The sequence below is a fragment of the Pseudomonas rustica genome, assembly GCF_049959085.1.
Taxonomy (GTDB): Bacteria; Pseudomonadota; Gammaproteobacteria; order Pseudomonadales; family Pseudomonadaceae; genus Aquipseudomonas; species Aquipseudomonas rustica.
Genome location: NZ_CP188200.1, coordinates 4,427,928 through 4,446,651, shown reverse-complemented (window position 1 = coordinate 4,446,651; position 18,724 = coordinate 4,427,928). Strand labels below are relative to the sequence as shown.

General features: G+C 58.8%; 21 protein-coding genes. 11 read left to right on the top strand and 10 right to left on the bottom strand.

Going from position 1 to position 18,724, the window contains the following annotated elements:
* Positions 1-121: 121 nt before the first annotated feature.
* The 6 genes from ACP3TY_RS20370 to ACP3TY_RS20345 form a co-directional block, all read right to left on the bottom strand.
* Complete coding sequence (locus tag ACP3TY_RS20370; protein ID WP_110721222.1) at positions 122-1,144, bottom strand: SIS domain-containing protein; 1,023 nt, start codon at positions 1,142-1,144, stop codon at positions 122-124.
* Entirely contained in the window at positions 1,125-2,231 is a 1,107-nt protein-coding gene (gene nagA / locus ACP3TY_RS20365) for an N-acetylglucosamine-6-phosphate deacetylase (protein WP_159813851.1), read from the bottom strand. Before nagA ends, ACP3TY_RS20370 begins: the two co-directional genes overlap by 20 nt.
* 30 nt (positions 2,232-2,261) lie before the next feature.
* A complete protein-coding gene (locus tag ACP3TY_RS20360) occupies positions 2,262-2,993 on the bottom strand; it encodes a GntR family transcriptional regulator (protein ID WP_426618352.1) in 732 nt (243 codons plus the stop codon).
* 401 nt (positions 2,994-3,394) lie between these two features.
* Positions 3,395-3,796 carry a hypothetical protein gene (locus ACP3TY_RS20355; RefSeq protein ID WP_426618351.1) on the bottom strand — a complete coding sequence of 134 codons (402 nt, stop codon included), beginning with the start codon at positions 3,794-3,796 and terminating at the stop codon, positions 3,395-3,397.
* Positions 3,797-4,063: 267 nt separating this feature from the next.
* Positions 4,064-4,579 carry a L,D-transpeptidase family protein gene (locus ACP3TY_RS20350; RefSeq protein WP_008081650.1) on the bottom strand — a complete coding sequence of 172 codons (516 nt, stop codon included), beginning with the start codon at positions 4,577-4,579 and terminating at the stop codon, positions 4,064-4,066.
* Positions 4,580-4,653: 74 nt separating this feature from the next.
* Positions 4,654-5,208 carry an NUDIX hydrolase gene (locus tag ACP3TY_RS20345; RefSeq protein WP_053117425.1) on the bottom strand — a complete coding sequence of 185 codons (555 nt, stop codon included), beginning with the start codon at positions 5,206-5,208 and terminating at the stop codon, positions 4,654-4,656.
* A 147-nt stretch (positions 5,209-5,355) separates the two neighbouring features.
* Here ACP3TY_RS20345 and ACP3TY_RS20340 point away from each other — a divergent pair, with 147 nt between their 5' ends.
* The 5 genes from ACP3TY_RS20340 to purT all read left to right on the top strand — a co-directional run bounded on the left by ACP3TY_RS20340 (position 5,356) and on the right by purT (position 8,619).
* Positions 5,356-5,955 carry a CoA pyrophosphatase gene (locus ACP3TY_RS20340; protein WP_053117428.1) on the top strand — a complete coding sequence of 200 codons (600 nt, stop codon included), beginning with the start codon at positions 5,356-5,358 and terminating at the stop codon, positions 5,953-5,955.
* Between the two features lie 45 nt (positions 5,956-6,000).
* Positions 6,001-6,525 carry a gamma carbonic anhydrase family protein gene (locus ACP3TY_RS20335; RefSeq protein WP_426618350.1) on the top strand — a complete coding sequence of 175 codons (525 nt, stop codon included), beginning with the start codon at positions 6,001-6,003 and terminating at the stop codon, positions 6,523-6,525.
* Complete coding sequence (locus tag ACP3TY_RS20330; protein ID WP_426618349.1) at positions 6,522-6,737, top strand: DUF1289 domain-containing protein; 216 nt, start codon at positions 6,522-6,524, stop codon at positions 6,735-6,737. Before ACP3TY_RS20335 ends, ACP3TY_RS20330 begins: the two co-directional genes overlap by 4 nt.
* A 132-nt stretch (positions 6,738-6,869) precedes the next feature.
* Complete coding sequence (locus tag ACP3TY_RS20325) at positions 6,870-7,337, top strand: VUT family protein (protein ID WP_053117431.1); 468 nt, start codon at positions 6,870-6,872, stop codon at positions 7,335-7,337.
* A gap of 100 nt (positions 7,338-7,437) precedes the next feature.
* Positions 7,438-8,619 carry a formate-dependent phosphoribosylglycinamide formyltransferase gene (gene purT / locus ACP3TY_RS20320; RefSeq protein WP_007908992.1) on the top strand — a complete coding sequence of 394 codons (1,182 nt, stop codon included), beginning with the start codon at positions 7,438-7,440 and terminating at the stop codon, positions 8,617-8,619.
* 97 nt (positions 8,620-8,716) lie between these two features.
* Here the strand turns inward: purT and ACP3TY_RS20315 are convergent, their stop codons facing one another.
* From ACP3TY_RS20315 to ACP3TY_RS20305, 3 genes are all read right to left on the bottom strand, one after another.
* Entirely contained in the window at positions 8,717-10,033 is a 1,317-nt protein-coding gene (locus ACP3TY_RS20315) for an MFS transporter (protein ID WP_053117433.1), read from the bottom strand.
* A gap of 347 nt (positions 10,034-10,380) precedes the next feature.
* Positions 10,381-11,622, bottom strand: a complete 1,242-nt coding sequence (locus tag ACP3TY_RS20310; RefSeq protein WP_400755686.1) for a transporter associated domain-containing protein — start codon at positions 11,620-11,622, stop codon at positions 10,381-10,383.
* Positions 11,623-11,634: 12 nt separating this feature from the next.
* The gene (locus ACP3TY_RS20305; protein ID WP_159813843.1) at positions 11,635-12,447 is read right to left on the bottom strand and encodes a cytochrome C assembly family protein; all 813 of its coding nucleotides are present in this window, start codon (positions 12,445-12,447) and stop codon (positions 11,635-11,637) included.
* Positions 12,448-12,657: 210 nt separating this feature from the next.
* Here ACP3TY_RS20305 and ffh point away from each other — a divergent pair, with 210 nt between their 5' ends.
* The 6 genes from ffh (at position 12,658) to ACP3TY_RS20275 (ending at position 16,789) form a co-directional block, all read left to right on the top strand.
* The gene (ffh, locus tag ACP3TY_RS20300) at positions 12,658-14,034 is read left to right on the top strand and encodes a signal recognition particle protein (RefSeq protein WP_053117442.1); all 1,377 of its coding nucleotides are present in this window, start codon (positions 12,658-12,660) and stop codon (positions 14,032-14,034) included.
* Between the two features lie 251 nt (positions 14,035-14,285).
* Entirely contained in the window at positions 14,286-14,537 is a 252-nt protein-coding gene (gene rpsP, locus ACP3TY_RS20295) for a 30S ribosomal protein S16 (protein ID WP_045059142.1), read from the top strand.
* A gap of 5 nt (positions 14,538-14,542) precedes the next feature.
* The gene (gene rimM / locus ACP3TY_RS20290; RefSeq protein ID WP_007908985.1) at positions 14,543-15,079 is read left to right on the top strand and encodes a ribosome maturation factor RimM; all 537 of its coding nucleotides are present in this window, start codon (positions 14,543-14,545) and stop codon (positions 15,077-15,079) included.
* Positions 15,080-15,081: 2 nt separating this feature from the next.
* Positions 15,082-15,834 carry a tRNA (guanosine(37)-N1)-methyltransferase TrmD gene (trmD, locus tag ACP3TY_RS20285; RefSeq protein ID WP_159813841.1) on the top strand — a complete coding sequence of 251 codons (753 nt, stop codon included), beginning with the start codon at positions 15,082-15,084 and terminating at the stop codon, positions 15,832-15,834.
* Between the two features lie 45 nt (positions 15,835-15,879).
* On the top strand, positions 15,880-16,230 hold the full coding sequence (gene rplS / locus ACP3TY_RS20280; protein WP_003175895.1) for a 50S ribosomal protein L19: 351 nt from the start codon (positions 15,880-15,882) through the stop codon (positions 16,228-16,230).
* Positions 16,231-16,375: 145 nt separating this feature from the next.
* Entirely contained in the window at positions 16,376-16,789 is a 414-nt protein-coding gene (locus ACP3TY_RS20275) for an acyl-CoA thioesterase (RefSeq protein ID WP_426618348.1), read from the top strand.
* A gap of 85 nt (positions 16,790-16,874) precedes the next feature.
* On the opposite strand, the gene ACP3TY_RS20270 is transcribed toward ACP3TY_RS20275, so the two are convergent.
* Positions 16,875-18,683, bottom strand: a complete 1,809-nt coding sequence (locus ACP3TY_RS20270; RefSeq protein WP_426618347.1) for a cation:proton antiporter — start codon at positions 18,681-18,683, stop codon at positions 16,875-16,877.
* Between the last annotated feature and the right edge of the window lie 41 nt (positions 18,684-18,724).

The following is an 18,724-nucleotide window of genomic DNA, read 5'->3' as shown; positions in this document are numbered from 1 at the left end:
CGGTTTAGCGTCCGCCGATTGGGTTGTGCACCCATCAGCGGTTTTCGCGTCCGCCGACAGGGTTGTGCATCAATCAGCGGTTTAGCGTCCGCCGATAGGGTTATGCATCGATCAACGGGTGTCAGTGCGTGCGGGTCACTTTGCTAAGGTGGCGCGGCTGATCCGGATCCATGCCACGGGCCACGGCCAAACCTGCCGCCATCACGTAAAAACTCTGGATCGCCAGAATCGGATCGAGCGCTGGGTGCTCGGCGCGGGTCAGTGTCAGGTCGCGTTCGCTCACGTCATCCGGCGCGGCCAGCAACACACGAGCGCCGCGTTGACGCATTTCTGCCGCCAGGCTCAACAAGCCAGCCTGTTCAGCACCGCGCGGTGCGAAAACCAGCAGCGGATAATGTTCGTCGATCAACGCCATCGGGCCGTGACGCACTTCGGCGCTGCTGAACGCTTCGGCCTGAATCGCCGAGGTTTCCTTGAATTTCAGCGCCGCTTCCTGAGCGATGGCGAAACCGGCACCACGGCCGATGACCATCAAACGCTCGCAATCGCGCAACGCTTCGATGGCCACGCTCCAGTCCTGTTTTGCCGCTTCGCGCAGACCTTCAGGCAGGGCGTTACCGGCCTCGAGCAATTCGCTGTCTTCTTTCCAGTGCGCGATCAAACGGGCGCTGGCGCTGAGGGTGGCGATAAAACTCTTGGTCGCGGCGACGCTGCTTTCAGTCCCGGCGAGCAGTGGCACGCTGAATTCACACGCGGCTTCGAGTGGCGAATCGGCGGCGTTGACCATCGACACGCTCAGCGCGCCACGCTTGCGCAGCAGACGCAGGCTGTTGACCAGATCCGGGCTCTGCCCCGATTGCGAAAACGCGAACGCGACCTGACCGCTGACCTTCAACGGCGCTTGCTGCATGGTCACCACCGACATCGGCAACGACGCCACCGGCACGCCCAGTTGCTGCATGGTCAGGTAGGCGAAGTAGCTCGCCGCGTGGTCGGAGCTGCCACGCGCAACGGTCATCGCCACTTGCGGCGGCTGACGGCGCAGGCGTCCGGCGATCTCGATCATTTGCGGGTCGAGCTGTTGCAGTTGGGCTTGCACGGCCTCGAACGAGGACAGTGCCTCCTCAAGCATTTTTGAAGTCAATGTCTTCTCCTTCGACCATGACGGCGGTCAGTGTGAGTGAGCGATCGAGCCGCACGCAGTCGGCCCAGGCACCTGGTGCAAGGCGCCCGCGTTCGGTGATGCCGAGGTAGTCGGCGGGGAATTGCGACAGACGTTGCGAGGCTTCGGCGATCGGCAAACCGATCTTCACCAGATTGCGCAGGGCCTGATCCATGGTCAGCGTGCTGCCGGCCAAGGTGCCATCGGGCAGGCGCACGCCGCCCAGGCATTTGGTCACGGTGTGGCTGCCGAGCTTGTACTCACCGTCGGGCATGCCGGCGGCGGCGGTCGAATCGGTGACGCAATACAGGCACGGGATTGAGCGCAGGGCCACCCGAATGGCGCCGGGATGCACGTGCAGCAAGTCCGGAATCAGTTCGGCGAATTTGGCGTGGGCCAGTGCCGCGCCAACGATGCCCGGCTCGCGGTGATGCAACGGGCTCATGGCGTTGTAGAGGTGAGTGAAACTGGTCGCGCCAGCCTCCATTGCAGCAACGCCTTCCTCGTAACTGCCGAGGGTGTGGCCGATCTGCATGCGCACGCCCCGGCTGCTGAGTTCGCGGATCAAACCGTCGTGACCGGCGATTTCCGGAGCGATGGTGATCACGCGGATCGGCGCCAGTGCCAGATATTCTTCGACTTCGGCCATCAATGCGGTGTGGGCGAAGTTCGGTTGTGCGCCGAGTTTGCCGGGGTTGATGTATGGGCCCTCGAGGTGAACACCGAGGACGCGCGCGGCACCTTTCGGACGCTGTTCGCAGAACTCTCCGACTTCCTTCAACACGCTGGAGATCTCGGCACTCGGCGCAGTCATGGTGGTGGCCAGCAGCGAGGTGGTGCCGAAACGCACGTGGGTTTTGGTGATGGTCTCGAAGGCGCTGGCGCCTTCCATGATGTCTTTGCCGCCACCGCCATGCACGTGCAGGTCGATGAAACCGGGCAGCAGATACGGCAAGTCATTGCTCGCCGGATCGCAAGGCACGCCTTCGATCGACACGACTTTGCCGTGTTCGTGGATCAGCCGGCCGCGAACCCAGCCGCTGGCGGTGAGGATGTTGTCTTCGGACATTTCGCTTCTCTCGTTTGGCTCGGCTGCTGATCAGCGGCGAAGCTCTGCAACAAAGTCGTAGTAATCGTTGCGGCAATAGGTGTCGGTGACTTCGATCGGTGTGTTGTCTTCGAGGTAGCCGACCCGGGTCATCAGCAGCATCGCGGTGCCGGGAGCGATGCCGACCAGTGCGGCGAATTCGTCCGAGGCGTTGATCGCCTGAATGTGCTGCAGGGCGCGGACGATCGGTTTGCCGATGCCGTCGAGGTATTCGTAGAGGGAATCGCCGACCAGTTGCGGCTTGGGCATGATCGAGGCGGGCAGGGTGCTCATCTCGATGGCCATCACCGTGTCATCGGCTTTGCGCAGACGCTTCATGCGCGCGACCTTGTCGTTCGGCGACAGGCTGAGGCGGATCAGTTCTTCGTGGGTCGGCAGGGTGATTTCACGCTCCAGCCATTGCGAACTGGGCACGAAACCTTTCAAGCGCAGCATCTCGCTGAAACCGGACAGGCGCGACAGCGGTTGTTCGAGGCGTGGGGTGATGAAGGTGCCGGAGCCTTGCAGGCGACGGATCAGGCCTTGATCGAGAAGGACTTCGAGGGCTTTGCGCGCGGTGACGCGGGAAATACCGAGCAACTCGCTGAGGTTGCGCTCGGACGGCATCGCCTGTTCGGCTTTCCACTGGCCGGCATGAATTGCCGATTCCAGATTGCGCGCCAGTTGCAGGTACAACGGCGTCGCTTGTTGGTCGTCAGGGCGCAAGGCCTGAAGGTCGTTCATGTCGGTGTCCGGTGCGGGTATTGGAGTGGTTGTCGCCCGTGAATGCAGCGAAAATTAATACCACTTGAATACCATGTCAACGTGGTGACAGGGCCGGAAACCCTTGTGGATCGAGGATTTTGAGGGTGGTGGTTCTAAGTGGTATTAGGGGTGGGGGTGTAAACGCAAAAGATCGCAGCCTGCGGCAGCTCCTACACGTTGAAGTGGTATCACCTCTGTAGGAGCTGGCGCAGGCTGCGATCTTTTGATTTATTTTTTTTGCCGACCGATGGTTGTACGAAATCCAGGTTTGGCACCGGTTGCGAATCGTAAGGGACGAGCTCGTCACATAAGCATAAGCACTAGATTCGTTTTAGTGTTCATGATGTCCATGTGGTATCCCACGTCCCTTGGAACTCGGTCTATTCCCGAGTAACGTTGGATATGTGAATAAAACTGCCATTTGGAAGTCTTTCGAATTGGCTTTTACCAAGCCTGAACAGTACGCCGCCACTGAAAAGCAGATCACCATCATTCGCGAAAGTTGAAAGTTGTTCACGGGTAAAGAACTGGGAGAATTCAAAAATATGCTGTTCGTTTTTTTTGTCACTGCTGTTATCAGTGACATATAAACTATAGCTTATTGCGACGTGATAGCTGTCAAGGCTAACTTCGATATATTTTTTTTCCGTAATTCTGTATGTTTGGCCGGCTACCTTGTAAGTGTCATCGACCCGTACGAGCTCTGCAAATCGCCGTGAGTCTACAGTGCCAAGTGGAAACGGGCTCGCCTTCTCTTGATTTTTATCAAGTTCTTTGTTCATGATCAGAAGTTCCTTACGTACTTTGGAAAGATCATCCTACGCAGGAAGCCAGAACGTGATAACTGTAATATCTGACAGGTTTTTATAACGTTTTAGAATGAGTCTGATTGTTTACTGTTATTAGTTGCGATAAGCCCGGAATTCTAGTTGTGAACTTATACAGCTGGAGATGGTTATCCAATCCTTCCGCTTAACACTCAACAGAATCCTGGGTTGTCGCGAGACATCAATACCTATCAAAGTTTCATCTCGCGTTCGCCGGGTGGCCTATGGGCGAATTTCAACCATCGTGCCATCCGGCACCAGGCTCCACACCTCACGCATATCCACATTGCGCATGGCGACGCAGCCGTCGGTCCAGTCGAGGGTGTGGAACAGGTCTTCCGGGGTTTCTTCGGAATCCGGCGTGCCGTGGATCATGATCATCCCGCCAGGCTCAACGCCTTCGCGCCGGGCGCGGGCCGAGTCGCTGATGTTCGGGTAGGAAATGTGCATCGACAGGTTGAATTTGTCGCTGGTCTTGCGCCAGTCGATCCAATAGAAACCTTCCGGCGTGCGCTTGTCGCCTTCAATCAGTTTCGGACCTTTTTTCGCGCCCTTGCCCAGGGAGATGCGATAAGTCTTCAGCGGCTTGCCGTCGGCGATCAACTGCAGTTGATGCGCCGATTTGAGCACCAGGACTTTTTCGATAAGCGGGGTATTCGCCGGCGTCACGGTGGTCACGAAGGACGCTTGGGAAACGCTAACGAACGACAGGCAGAACAGGGCAAGCAACCAGCGCATTGAAACGATTCCCCAAGGAGTGACGCAGATAAGTGTTGTGTAGGAGCTGCCGCAGGCTGCGATCTTTTGATCTTCTAACCGACAATCACCGGCTGCACCAACGGCGGAATCGATTCCGAACGCACCGGATACACCTCAACCCGCCGATCAGCGAAGAAGCATTCTAAGGTACGCCCCACCGTCCTGAAAGCCAGCTCGTCCCATGGAATGTCGGCTTCGTCGAATAGTTGCACTTCGAGGCTCTCGGGGCCGGCGGCAAAGTCCAGATCAACCAGCTCCGCGCGGAAGAACACATGCACCTGACTGATGTGTGGCACGTCGATCAGCGTATAGATGCTCAGGTTACGCACGCGGGCGCAGGCTTCTTCGGCAGTTTCGCGGATAGCGGCCTGTTCGATGGTCTCTCCGTTCTCCATGAACCCGGCAGGCAACGTCCAGTAACCGAGGCGCGGCTCGATGGCACGGCGGCACAAGAGCACTTTTGTGCCCCAGGTCGGCACGCAACCGGCGACGATATTGGGGTTTTGGTAGTGAATGGTCTGACAGCTGTCACAGACAAATCGCCGCCGCGAATCGCCTTCGGGAATGCGCTGGGTGACCGGGTTACCGCAGTGGCTGCAAAATTTCATGCTGGGCTTCCTGAATGCTGCGCCTATCTTGGCGTGCAGCGGTGTCGGTCGGCAAGTTGTCGTTTCGCGACATGGCGGGATTCGGGGGCTTGGGCGGCTGCAATGATTGGTGCATGATGCAGGGTAAGGCACCGATCGAGAACACTCATGCTGGACGAGCTACTGCATAGGGTAAGCAACCACACACCGCGCACGCTGGAGACCGACAAACGTTTCCCCGAGGCCGCCGTTCTGGTGCCGATCACCCGCAGTGACCAACCGGAACTGGTCCTGACCCTGCGCGCCAGCGGGCTCTCGACCCATGGCGGCGAAGTGGCTTTCCCCGGTGGACGCCGCGATCCCGAAGACCCGGATCTGATCTTCACCGCCCTGCGCGAAGCAGAGGAAGAGATCGGCCTGCCGCCGGGACTGGTCGAAGTCATCGGCCCGCTCAGCCCGCTGATCTCCCTGCACGGCATCAAGGTCACGCCTTATGTCGGCGTAATCCCCGATTTTGTCGAGTATCAGCCTAATGATGCCGAGATCGCTGCGGTGTTCAGCGTGCCGCTGGAATTCTTCCGCAAAGACCCCCGCGAACACACCCATCGCATCGACTATCAAGGTCGCAGTTGGTACGTGCCAAGCTATCGCTACGGCGATTTCAAGATCTGGGGCCTGACCGCCATCATGATCGTCGAGTTGATCAATCTGCTCTATGACGCCAAGATCAGTCTGCATACTCCGCCTAAAAGCTTTATTAACACCTAAGCCATCGTTCGAATGGCCATCACCGTGAGCCCTGAGGAAAACAAGATGAAATACCGCCTGGGCGACGCCCGTGTCGAGACCCACCCGCAGAGCTGGGTCGCCCCCAATGCCGTGCTGGTAGGCAAGGTCAAACTGGAAGAGGGCGCCAACGTCTGGTTCAACGCTGTGCTACGCGGCGACAACGAACTGATCCTGATCGGCAAGAACAGTAACGTGCAGGACGGCACCGTGATGCACACCGACATGGGCTATCCGCTGACCATCGGCACGGGCGTGACCATTGGCCACAACGCCATGCTGCATGGCTGCACCGTTGGCGATTACAGCCTGATCGGTATCAACGCGGTGATTCTCAACGGCGCGAAGATCGGCAAGAACTGCATCATTGGCGCCAACTCGCTGATTGGTGAGGGCAAGGAAATTCCGGATGGTTCGCTGGTGATGGGCTCGCCGGGCAAGGTTGTGCGTGAGCTGACCGAGCCGCAGAAGAAGATGCTTGAGGCCAGCGCCGCGCACTATGTGCATAACTCCCAGCGTTATGCGCATGATCTGGTTGAGCAGGAAGAATGAACACGCCAGAAAGACCGGTTGCCTCGCCATGCGTGAATATTTGTGCGCTGGATGAGGATGATGTGTGCACCGGGTGCCAGCGTACGGTGGAAGAGATTACCCGCTGGAGCCGCATGAACAATGACGAGCGCCGGGTGGTGTTGGGGTTGTGTCATGAACGGGCGAAGGCGAGTGGGTTGGTGTGGATGATTGGTAAGACACCCGGGCATTAAGATCAAAAGATCGCAGCCTTCGGCAGCTCCTACATTTGAAATGCGTTCCCTTGTAGGAGCTGCCGCAGGCTGCGATCTTTTGATTCTGCTTTGGCTGAAGTAATCTGTGCGCCAATCTGCCAGGTCGCCCCCATGATTTTCCTCATCGCCTACATCAGCAGTGTCGTGCTGATCAACTTCGCCTTCTCCACCGCGCCGCACCTGGACATCATCTGGTCGGCCTGGGGCGGTCTGGTATTCGTGCTGCGCGACATGGTGCAAATCCGTTTCGGCCACGGGGCGATCGCGGCGATGCTGGCGGCGCTGGTGCTGTCTTACGTCACCTCCGACCCTTCCATCGCGCTGGCCAGCGCCACGGCGTTCGCGGTCTCCGAGATCATCGACTGGCTGGTGTTCAGCATCACCAAACGTCCGTTGCGCGACCGCTTGTGGATCAGCTCGGCGCTGAGCATTCCCCTCGATACCTTCATCTTTTTCGGCATGATCGACGCCATGACGCCACCGGTGATCATCACCGCACTGCTGTCGAAATTCGCCGGTGTCACCGTCGTCTGGCTGATCATGGCCTGGCGCGATCGCAAACAGGCCGTCGCCAGCTGAAGCCAAAGCCTCGGGTTCATGTAAAATGCCGCGCTTTCTCCCCATGGAAAGCGCGTCTGGCGTCGCTTTCCTCGATGATCCGCTGCTTTGAGGACCTGAGATGACCCGTATCGGAACTCCATTGTCGCCAACCGCGACCCGCGTATTGCTGTGTGGCTGTGGTGAGTTGGGCAAGGAAGTGGTGATCGAGCTGCAACGCCTGGGCGTTGAAGTGATCGCCGTTGACCGCTACGCCAACGCGCCGGCCATGCAAGTCGCCCATCGCAGCCACGTGATCAACATGCTCGACGGCGCCGCCCTGCGCGCGGTGATCGAAGCCGAGAAGCCGCACTTCATCGTGCCGGAAATCGAAGCCATCGCCACCGCCACCCTGGTCGAACTGGAAGCCGAAGGCTTCACCGTGATCCCGACCGCGCGCGCTGCGCAACTGACCATGAACCGCGAAGGCATCCGTCGTCTGGCCGCTGAAGAGCTGGATCTGCCGACCTCGCCGTATCATTTTGCCGACACCTTCGAGGACTACAGCAAAGCCGTCGAAGACCTCGGTTTTCCATGCGTCGTCAAACCGGTGATGAGCTCGTCGGGCAAAGGCCAGAGCTTGCTGCGCAGCACCGATGACGTGCAGAAAGCCTGGGATTACGCGCAAGAGGGCGGTCGCGCCGGCAAAGGTCGGGTGATCATCGAAGGCTTTATCGATTTCGACTACGAAATCACTCTGCTGACCGTGCGCCACATCGGCGGCACCACGTTCTGTGCGCCAGTCGGTCACCGTCAGGAGAAGGGCGACTACCAGGAATCGTGGCAGCCACAAGCCATGAGCCCGATTGCCCTGGCTGAATCCGAGCGTGTTGCCAAAGCCGTGACTGAGGCGCTGGGTGGCCGTGGTCTGTTCGGCGTTGAGCTGTTCATCAAAGGTGATCAGGTATGGTTCAGCGAAGTCTCGCCACGGCCGCACGACACCGGTCTGGTCACGTTGATTTCCCAGGATCTGTCGCAGTTCGCGTTGCACGCTCGCGCGATTCTGGGCCTGCCGGTGCCGTTGATCCGTCAGTTCGGGCCTTCGGCTTCGGCGGTGATTCTGGTGGAAGGGCAGTCGACCCAGACAGCGTTCGCCAATCTGGGTGCGGCGTTGAGCGAGCCGGATACGGCGTTGCGTTTGTTCGGCAAGCCAGAAGTGAATGGCCAGCGCCGCATGGGCGTGGCGCTGGCGCGGGATGAGTCGATCGAGGCTGCGCGTGCCAAGGCGACCCGTGCTGCTCAGGCTGTTGTCGTAGAACTCTAAACCGGGTCGCGGCATTCGCGAGCAAGCTTTGCTCCTACATAAGGTCGCGTTGCGACGCTGATCTGTAGGAGCAAGGCTTGCCCGCGATGGCGGTCTGTCAGGCCACCCGATTCAGATCGTTATCCCGCGTCTCTTTCAGGCACAGCACCGCAATCAAACTCAGCACCGCCGCCCCCGACACATACCCGCCGACATAGCTCAAACCACCCATCGCCACCAGTTTCTGCGCAAAGAACGGCGCCGCCGAGGCCCCGACAATCCCACCCAGGTTATACGCCGCCGAAGCACCGGTATAACGCACGTGGGTCGGAAACAGCTCCGGCAACAGTGCGCCCATCGGTGCAAACGTCACGCCCATCAAAAACAGCTCGATGCACAGAAACAGCGCCACGCCCCAGGTCGAGCCTTGCGTCAGCAATGGTTCCATCAAGAACCCGGACAGAATCGCCAGCACGCCACCGATGATCAGCACCGGTTTACGCCCATAACGATCGCTGGCCCAAGCCGACAATGGCGTCGCAGCCGCCATGAACAGTACGGCAAAGCACAGCAATCCCAAGAATGTCTCGCGGCTATAACCCAGCGTTGAAACCCCGTAGCTCAGGGAAAACACCGTCGAGATATAGAACAGCGCATAGCAAACCACCATCGCCGCCGCGCCCAACAAGGTCGGAGCCCAATACTGGCTGAACAGCTCAACCAGCGGCACTTTCACCCGCTCCTGACGCGCGATGGCGTTGGCGAACACCGGCGTTTCGTGGAGTTTCAGGCGCACGTACAGGCCAACCATCACCAGTACCGCGCTAAGCAGGAACGGAATGCGCCAGCCCCAACTGCGGAACTGCTCGTCATCGAGAGTCATGGCCAGGGTCAAGAACAAGCCATTGGCCGCAAGAAAACCAATCGAAGGGCCGAGTTGCGGAAACATACCGAACCACGCGCGTTTACCTTTCGGCGCGTTTTCCGTGGCGAGCAACGCAGCACCGCCCCATTCACCGCCCAATCCCAGGCCCTGACCAAAGCGCAGCACACACAACAGAATCGGCGCCCACGCGCCAATCGTGGCGTAACCCGGCAGCACGCCGATCAGCGTCGTACACACGCCCATCAATAGCAGAGATGCGACCAGCGTCGATTTACGCCCGATACGGTCACCGAAATGGCCGAACAGCGCCGAGCCCAACGGTCGGGCCAGAAAAGCGATGCCAAAAGTAAGAAACGCCGAAAGCATCTGCGCCGTGCCGGACGTCTGCGGAAAGAACACCGGCCCAATCACCAGCGCAGCCGCCGTGGCGTAAACATAGAAGTCGTAGAACTCGATCGCGGTGCCGATAAAACTCGCCGTCGCCACGCGGGTGGCGGAGTTGGTCGGTTGGGCAGGCGCGGTGTCGCTGAAAGCGGTACTGGTCGTCATGCGGTGATCCCTGACAGTCATGAGCTCCGTTGGAGCGAATTATTATGGTCGAACACCCAGGGATGTGGGATGAGGCGCGGTCGCTGTTTCAGGTAGGAACAGTTGCCGGAGTACAGCGGAAATGGCCGAAACCGGTCTGGTGCGGGGTAAGCACGCGGTTTGGCAACGCTTGGGTAAGCGGATTTGATTATAGGAAGGGGGCTAACAATCAAACAAGAGCAAAAGATCGCAGCCTTCGGCAGCTCCTACAATTGGGACATTTGGGACATTTGGGACATTTGGAATATTTGGAAATTTGGAACGCATTCCAATGTAGGAGCTGCCGAAGGCTGCGATCTTTTGATCTTCTATCGGGCAGGCACCAAAGCAGGCACAGACGAGGTATGCCAGATCAACACCTTGCTCACCCGGTTCTCCTCAGTCTCAAGAATCTCCAGTCGATAGCGCCCGATCTTCAAGCAAACCGCACTCTCGGGAATCGTCTCCAGCGCCTCAGTCACCAACCCGTTCAGCGTTTTCGGCCCATCACTCGGCAAATGCCAGCCCAGGCACTTGTTCAATTCGCGAATCGAAGCGGTGCCATCAATCACCATCCGCCCGTCAGCCTGCGGATGAATGTGCGGGTTCTCCAGGCTGTGCTCACTCTCGAACTCGCCGACGATCTCTTCAAGAATATCTTCCAGCGTAACGATGCCGAGCACTTCGCCGTACTCGTCGACGACCATGCCCAGCCGCCGCTGCTGTTTGTGGAAATTCAGCAACTGCAATTGCAGAGGCGTACTTTCCGGGACGAAATACGGCTCGTAACTCGCCGCCAACAACGCTTCGAGCGTCAGATCGCCGTTGTTCAGTAAATGACGGATCTGACGGGTATTGAGCACCGCTTCAACCTGATTGATGTCGCTGTGGAACATCGGCAGGCGCGTGCGCTTGTTCTGGCGCAGTTGCTCGATGATCGCTTCAATCGAATCGTCGAGGTTGATGCCGTCGACGTCACTGCGCGGCACCAGAATGTCGTTGACGGTGATGTTGTCCAGCGCATGAATTCCCGAAACCGGGTGTGCGTGAACAGGATGCTCGGGGTCATCACGACGATCGCCGGGCGCGTCGTCGTCGCTCTGCTGCACCACTTGCGGCTTGCGCGCGAACGGGCGGATCAGCAAAACGCTGACACGGCTGAACAGCCAGGCCAGTGGGTAAACAATCTTCAGCGGAACCGCCAACAACGAATTGCCGAAGGCCAGCACGGCATCCGGATAACGCTGGGCGAGGGTGCGTGGGAAATAATCAGCGAACACCAGCAACACCGCACCGGCACCCAGGCACGCTGCCCATGGGCCGTTTTCCTCGCAGAGGAAAATCGCCAGCAACGTCGCGATGATCACCGCGAGTGCTCGGCACAAGGTGTTGCAGAGGATCAGGCTGTCGAGCGGGAAGCTCAGCTTCGCCAGCGGTTTATCGCTGGCGCGCGAGGCGGTGCGTTGCGCGAGCAGATGCTGCTGCGCGATTTCGACGGCGGTAAACAGCCCTGACCATAAAATCAGCAGGACAAATACCGCGAGCATCGGCCCTATGGGCAAACCGTCCATTTATGCCGCCCGTCAGATGTGCAGGATGTATTCACGAACCAGTTTGCTGCCGAAATACGCCAACATCAGCAGGCAGAAACCGGCGAGAGTCCAGCGAATCGCCTTATGACCGCGCCAGCCGAGACGGTTGCGGCCCCACAGCAGCACGCTGAACACGATCCAGGCCAGACACGCCAGCAAGGTTTTGTGTACCAGATGCTGGGCAAACAGGTTCTCGACGAACAGCCAGCCGGAGATCAGCGACAGCGACAACAGCGTCCAGCCGGCCCAGAGGAAACCGAACAACAGGCTTTCCATGGTTTGCAGCGGCGGGAAGTTCTTGATCAGTCCGGACGGGTGTTTGTGCTTGAGCTGGTGATCTTGCACCAGCACCAGCAAGGCCTGGAACACCGCGATGGTGAACATGCCGTAGGCCAGCAGCGACAATAGAATGTGCGCGAGGATGCCCGGTTCTTCGTCGATGATCTGCACAGTGCCGGTCGGCGCGAACTGCGCCAGCAACACCGTGACCGCGCCGAGCGGGAACAGCAGCACCAGCAGGTTCTCCACCGGAATCCGTGAGCAGGCGATCAAGGTCAGGGCGATCACCGCCGCCGAGATCAGGCTGGAGGCGCTGAAAAAGTCCAGGCCCAGGCCAATCGGCGTCAGCAAATGCGTGAACAGGCTGGCGAACTGGGCCACCACGGCGAGTACGCCGAGGGAAACCAGCAGGCGCTTGTTCGCCTTGGCACCGGCGGCCAGACGCGTGCCTTGATAGAGAGTCGCAGCGGCATATAGAAGGGCGGCGGCGAGGGTGGTCAGCAAACTGGGTGACAAGGGGAGCATAAATCCTGTTAGGCAAGCCCGAAAGGGGCTGAGTTTGGCATAGAACCGCCATGGCACGAAAGACTCAGGAAGCTGACGGCGAGGTGTCCGCCAGCCGCAGTCTTCGCTATAATCCGCGACCTGCCCACGCCGCAGGCTCGCCGAGCACATGTTGATTCCGGTCTGGGCCGCCATTATCCCGGTCTACACAGGGCCTGAAAGGATCGCGCAATGTTTGAAAACTTAACCGACCGTCTCTCGCAGACGCTGCGCCATGTCACCGGCAAGGCCAAGCTGACCGAAGACAATATCAAAGACACCCTGCGTGAAGTGCGCATGGCGTTGCTCGAAGCCGACGTCGCCCTGCCGGTGGTCAAGGACTTCGTCAATTCGGTCAAGGAGCGCGCTGTCGGCACCGAGGTGTCGCGCAGCCTGACGCCGGGCCAGGCGTTCGTGAAGATCGTCCAGGCCGAACTCGAAAGCCTGATGGGCGCGGCCAACGAAGACTTGAACCTCAGCGCCGTGCCGCCCGCCGTCATTCTGATGGCCGGTTTGCAGGGGGCCGGTAAAACCACCACCGCCGGCAAACTGGCGCGCTTCCTGAAAGAGCGCAAGAAGAAGTCGGTCATGGTCGTGTCGGCGGACGTTTATCGTCCTGCGGCGATCAAGCAGTTGGAAATGCTCGCCGGTGAAGTGGGTGTGACCTTCTTTCCGTCCGACCTGAGCCAGAAGCCGGTCGACATCGCGCAAGCTGCTATTAAAGAAGCAAAACTGAAATTCATCGACGTGGTGATCGTCGATACCGCCGGTCGTCTGCACATCGACGAAGAGATGATGGGCGAGATCAAGGCGCTGCACGCCGCGATCAACCCGGTCGAAACCCTGTTCGTGGTTGACGCCATGACCGGTCAGGATGCGGCCAACACGGCCAAGGCCTTCGGTGATGCGCTGCCGCTGACCGGTGTGATCCTGACCAAAGTCGACGGCGATGCCCGTGGCGGTGCTGCGCTGTCGGTTCGCGCCATCACCGGCAAGCCGATCAAGTTCATCGGTATGGGCGAGAAGAGCGAAGCGCTCGATCCGTTCCACCCTGAGCGTATCGCCTCGCGGATTCTCGGCATGGGCGACGTGCTCAGCCTGATCGAACAGGCCGAAGCGACCCTCGACAAAGACAAGGCCGACAAACTGGCCAAGAAGCTGAAGAAGGGCAAGGGCTTCGACCTCGAAGACTTCCGCGATCAGCTGCAACAGATGAAGAACATGGGCGGCCTCGGCGGCCTCATGGATAAACTGCCGAGCATCGGCGGCGTCAACCTGTCGCAAATGGGCAATGCCCAGAACGCCGCAGAGAAACAATTCAAACAGATGGAAGCCATCATCAACTCCATGACCCCGGCCGAGCGCCGCGACCCTGAGCTGATCAGCGGTTCGCGCAAACGCCGTATCGCCATGGGTTCCGGTACTCAGGTGCAGGACATCGGTCGCTTGATCAAGCAGCACAAGCAGATGCAAAAGATGATGAAGAAATTCACCGCGAAAGGCGGAATGGCGAAAATGATGCGCGGCATGGGCGGCATGTTGCCCGGCGGCGGCATGCCAAAAATGTAAAGAATCCGCGCCGGTCGTCGCACCGGCGCAGACCCTGCAAGGACGCAGGATCAACAGCAAACCCGCACACGGCGGGAGCTGACCGGCCGTTTTTATCGACGGCTCTATATGCAGATCTGCACGGCTTGCCATAGGCGCCGGAAAAAGTCATTTGCAAAAGTCCGGATATTCCTTAGAATATGCGGCCTTTCGGGCACCCATGCCCGCTGTGCATTTAGATTTGCAGCACCGACTACAGGAACGATGTTCACATGCTAACAATCCGTCTTGCCCTTGGCGGCTCCAAAAAGCGCCCGTTTTACCACCTGACCGTAACCGACTCGCGTAACCCGCGTGACGGCTCCCACAAAGAACAGGTTGGTTTCTTCAACCCTGTTGCCCGTGGTCAGGAAGTTCGTCTGTCCGTGAACCAAGAGCGCGTTGCCTACTGGCTGAGCGTTGGTGCACAGCCTTCTGAGCGTGTTGCTCAGTTGCTGAAGGACTCTGCAAAGGCTGCGGCCTGAGCAATATGAACGCGACGCCAGCTGTTGCTGATGATTTGATCGTTATCGGCAAAATTTATTCTGTTCATGGCGTTCGCGGCGAAGTGAAGGTTTATTCCTTTACTGATCCGACTGAAAACCTGTTGCAGTACAAAACCTGGACGCTCAAGCGCGAAGGCAATGTCAAACAGGTCGAGCTGGTCAGTGGACGCGGGAGCGATAAGTTCCTGGTCGCAAAGCTCAAGGGTCTTGATGATCGTGAAGAAGCTCGTCTTCTGGCCGGTTATGAGATCTGCGTGCCGCGCAACCTGTTCCCTGAATTGACCGACGGCGAGTACTACTGGTACCAGCTGGAAGGTCTGAAGGTCATCGATCAACTGGGGCAAATGCTCGGGAAAGTCGATCATCTTCTGGAAACCGGCGCCAATGATGTAATGGTAGTCAAGCCTTGCGCTGGCAGCCTGGATGATCGCGAACGCTTGCTGCCCTATACGGCGCAGTGTGTGTTGGCAGTCGATCTGGCAGCGGGCGAGATGAAGGTGGATTGGGATGCGGACTTCTAAGCGTGGCTAAATTGCGCGTAGAAGTGATCAGTTTGTTTCCCGAGATGTTTTCCGCCATCGGCGACTACGGCATCACCAGTCGAGCGGTCAAACAGGGGCTCTTGCAGCTGACCTGTTGGAACCCGCGGGATTACACGACGGATCGGCATCACACTGTGGACGATCGCCCGTTTGGCGGTGGTCCGGGCATGGTGATGAAGATCAAGCCCCTGGAAGATGCTCTGGTTCAGGCCAAGGCAGCAGCCGGGGAGGCGGCGAAGGTTATTTACCTGTCCCCCCAAGGCCGTCAACTGACTCAGTCGGCGGTACGCGAGTTGGCACAATCGGATGCATTGATCCTGATTGCCGGCCGCTATGAAGGCATTGACGAGCGTTTTATTGATGCTCATGTCGATGAAGAGTGGTCGATTGGTGACTATGTATTGTCTGGCGGCGAGCTGCCGGCAATGGTCATGATCGATGCGGTTACACGACTGCTGCCTGGAGCTTTAGGGCATGCGGACTCCGCCGAGGAAGATTCCTTTACGGATGGTCTGCTGGATTGCCCGCACTACACCCGACCTGAGGTGTATGCGGATCAGCGTGTTCCCGACGTGTTGCTAAGTGGCAATCACGCGCATATCCGGCGTTGGCGTTTACAGCAGTCCCTTGGTAGGACCTATGAACGACGCGTCGATCTTCTGGAAAGCCGCTCGCTTTCTGGAGAAGAGAAGAAGCTGCTCGAGGAATACATCCGCGAGCGGGACGATAGTTAACAACGTATCGATGGTAGATCGAACGATTTACCTTAGGAGCACAGCATGACCAACAAAATCATCCTTGCACTCGAAGCAGAGCAGATGACCAAAGAAATCCCTACCTTCGCCCCAGGCGACACTATTGTCGTTCAGGTGAAAGTGAAGGAAGGCGATCGTTCCCGTCTGCAAGCGTTCGAAGGCGTTGTAATCGCCAAGCGTAACCGCGGCGTGAACAGTGCGTTCACCGTTCGTAAAATCTCCAACGGTGTTGGCGTAGAACGTACTTTCCAGACCTACTCCCCGCAGATCGACAGCATGGCTGTTAAACGTCGCGGTGACGTACGTAAAGCCAAGCTGTACTACCTGCGCGACCTGTCGGGTAAAGCAGCTCGCATCAAGGAAAAACTGGCTTAAGTCCAGCTTCCGATGCAGAAAAAAGCAGCCTACGGGCTGCTTTTTTGTTGCCCGAATTTCACCGATCCTCTGTAGGAGCTGCCGAAGGCTGCGATCTTTTGATCTTGCTTTCGATCCGCAATCCACTGTTTACGAGCTGCCCGACATGACCACCCGCGACCAGGAAATCGAACGCCGCACCGAACTCTCGGTGACCCGCGTCACCAAAGCCGTCTTCCCGCCGACCACCAACCACCACAACACTCTGTTCGGCGGCACGGCGCTGGCGTGGATGGACGAAGTCTCGTTCATCACCGCCACACGCTTCTGCCGCTTGCCGCTGGTGACCGTGTCCACCGACCGCATCGACTTCAACCACGCGATCCCGGCAGGCTCGATCGTTGAGTTAGTGGGCAAGGTGATCAAGGTCGGCAACACCAGCCTCATGGTTGAGGTGGAAGTGTTTGTTGAAAGCATGAGCTGTGATGGTCGCGAGAAGGCGATCCACGGGCAGTTCAGCTTTGTCGCGATTGATGACGACAAGCGCCCGGTGCCGGTGCTGCCGGGTTTTGCAGCTTGAATTTTTAAAAGATCGCAGCCTTCGGCAGCTCCTACATGTGATGCGTTTCCCTGTAGGAGCTGCCGAAGGCTGCGATCTTTTGCTTTTAAGCCTGTTGTGCCTCAGGCTGAATCAACGCCAACAACGTCCACCCCGACCCCGGCTTCACGACAGTCTCCGGCGTCACCACATGCACCCAGCCGCTGTCATCGCGCATAAACAGCAACGTCGCGCGATTACCATGCAGCGCCCGGTAATCATCCCAACTGAATCCATCCGTCAACGTCGTGCTGTACAACTCTGCCCCCTGGCCGATCTGACTGGCCAGCTTCGCGTAGGTAAACGCTTCGCTGCCCAACTGATTGCCACGATGCTCAAGACTCGCCCGGTGCTTGTCACTGCGACGGCTTTCCTGACCACTCGCCAAGCCAAACAAGCGCTGATGCCCGAAGTCATGACGGAAGCGCATCGCCGCCAAGGTATTCAGCTCACCCGACGGCGACAGCGCCAGCAAATGCCCCAGCCCGACCAGATCCAGATGCGCATCGGCATGCTGCGAGGCCGGATTGCCGAAGTACGTCGGCAAACCTTCCATGCGCGCCGCACGAATGTTTTCCCAGCTTGAATCGGTCAGCAATACCCGGCTGCCCAATTGCTGCAGCGACTTGGCCAGCTCGCGTGCCGGGCCATTGGCACCGACGATCAGGAAGCCGCTCGGCGCCGGCTCGGCCACCTTAAGCAAACGTGCCAACGGGCGCGCCGTCGCGCTTTGCAGCACCACCGTGCCGATGATCACCGCGAACGTCAGCGGCACCAGCAGCAGCGCACCTTCATGTCCGGCCTCGTGCAGACGAATCGCAAAAATCGCCGACACTGCCGCCGCGACAATTCCGCGCGGCGCGATCCAGCACAGCAGCGCACGCTCGCGCCAGCTCAGGCTCGAACCGGCCGTACTGAGCAGCACGTTCAGCGGTCGGGCGATGAACTGAATCACCACCAACAGAATCAGCACCAACGGCCCGAGGCCCATCAACGCGTACAAATCCAGACGCGCCGCGAGCAAAATGAACAACCCGGAAATCAGCAGCACGCTGAGGTTTTCCTTGAAGTGCAAAATGTGCCGCACGTCTACGCCTTTCATATTCGCCAGCCACATGCCCATCAGCGTCACCGCCAGCAGACCGGACTCGTGCATCACCTCGTTGGAGGCAATGAAAATCCCCAGCACCGCCGCCAGCGACGCGAGGTTATGCAGGTACTCCGGCAGCCATTGCCGGCGGATCACCGTCCCCAGCAGCCAGCCACCGACAACGCCGAACACTGCGCCACACAGAATCACCCCGCCAAACGTAAACAGACTCTGTTTGAGCCCATGACCTTCAGTGCTGGCAATAATGAAGCTGTAAACCACAACGGCGAGGAGGGCGCCGATCGGGTCTATGACGATGCCTTCCCAGCGCAGAATGTTGGCGATGGAAGATTTCGGCCGCACCACGCGCAGCATCGGCACAATCACCGTCGGGCCGGTGACCAGCGTCAGGCTGCCGAAGAGGATGGCCAGCATCCAGTCGAAACCCAGCAGATAGTGCGTGGCGACGGCGATGACGACCCAGGTCGACAGCGCACCGATGGTCACCAGACGATGCACGACGCTGCCGATTTCCTTCCATTCCGACAGGTGCAGCGTCAGGCTGCCCTCGAACAGAATCAGCGCCACCGCCAGCGATACCAGCGGCATCAGCAGAGGGCCGAACATTTCCTGTGGATCGAGCAGGCCCAACACCGGCCCGACCAAAATCCCCGTTACCAGCAGAAACAGAATCGCCGGCAGCTTCAGGCGCCATGCCAGCCATTGGCAGCCCAATGCGGCGACACCGATGCCACCGAATGCCAATAGGATTTGCTGCTCGTTCATTGAAGCTCCCTGTTCCTTGAAATGGCGCGCTGTGAAAGACT

Coding starts and splice junctions, on each gene's coding strand:
- nagA (WP_159813851.1), bottom strand. CDS start 2,231: ATGTCCGAAGACAACATCCTCACCGCCAGCGGCTGGGTTCGCGGCCGG.
- ACP3TY_RS20360 (WP_426618352.1), bottom strand. CDS start 2,993: ATGAACGACCTTCAGGCCTTGCGCCCTGACGACCAACAAGCGACGCCG.
- ACP3TY_RS20355 (WP_426618351.1), bottom strand. CDS start 3,796: ATGAACAAAGAACTTGATAAAAATCAAGAGAAGGCGAGCCCGTTTCCA.
- ACP3TY_RS20350 (WP_008081650.1), bottom strand. CDS start 4,579: ATGCGCTGGTTGCTTGCCCTGTTCTGCCTGTCGTTCGTTAGCGTTTCC.
- ACP3TY_RS20345 (WP_053117425.1), bottom strand. CDS start 5,208: ATGAAATTTTGCAGCCACTGCGGTAACCCGGTCACCCAGCGCATTCCC.
- ACP3TY_RS20340 (WP_053117428.1), top strand. CDS start 5,356: ATGCTGGACGAGCTACTGCATAGGGTAAGCAACCACACACCGCGCACG.
- ACP3TY_RS20335 (WP_426618350.1), top strand. CDS start 6,001: ATGAAATACCGCCTGGGCGACGCCCGTGTCGAGACCCACCCGCAGAGC.
- ACP3TY_RS20330 (WP_426618349.1), top strand. CDS start 6,522: ATGAACACGCCAGAAAGACCGGTTGCCTCGCCATGCGTGAATATTTGT.
- ACP3TY_RS20325 (WP_053117431.1), top strand. CDS start 6,870: ATGATTTTCCTCATCGCCTACATCAGCAGTGTCGTGCTGATCAACTTC.
- purT (WP_007908992.1), top strand. CDS start 7,438: ATGACCCGTATCGGAACTCCATTGTCGCCAACCGCGACCCGCGTATTG.
- ACP3TY_RS20315 (WP_053117433.1), bottom strand. CDS start 10,033: ATGACGACCAGTACCGCTTTCAGCGACACCGCGCCTGCCCAACCGACC.
- ACP3TY_RS20310 (WP_400755686.1), bottom strand. CDS start 11,622: ATGGACGGTTTGCCCATAGGGCCGATGCTCGCGGTATTTGTCCTGCTG.
- ACP3TY_RS20305 (WP_159813843.1), bottom strand. CDS start 12,447: ATGCTCCCCTTGTCACCCAGTTTGCTGACCACCCTCGCCGCCGCCCTT.
- ffh (WP_053117442.1), top strand. CDS start 12,658: ATGTTTGAAAACTTAACCGACCGTCTCTCGCAGACGCTGCGCCATGTC.
- rpsP (WP_045059142.1), top strand. CDS start 14,286: ATGCTAACAATCCGTCTTGCCCTTGGCGGCTCCAAAAAGCGCCCGTTT.
- rimM (WP_007908985.1), top strand. CDS start 14,543: ATGAACGCGACGCCAGCTGTTGCTGATGATTTGATCGTTATCGGCAAA.
- rplS (WP_003175895.1), top strand. CDS start 15,880: ATGACCAACAAAATCATCCTTGCACTCGAAGCAGAGCAGATGACCAAA.
- ACP3TY_RS20275 (WP_426618348.1), top strand. CDS start 16,376: ATGACCACCCGCGACCAGGAAATCGAACGCCGCACCGAACTCTCGGTG.
- ACP3TY_RS20270 (WP_426618347.1), bottom strand. CDS start 18,683: ATGAACGAGCAGCAAATCCTATTGGCATTCGGTGGCATCGGTGTCGCC.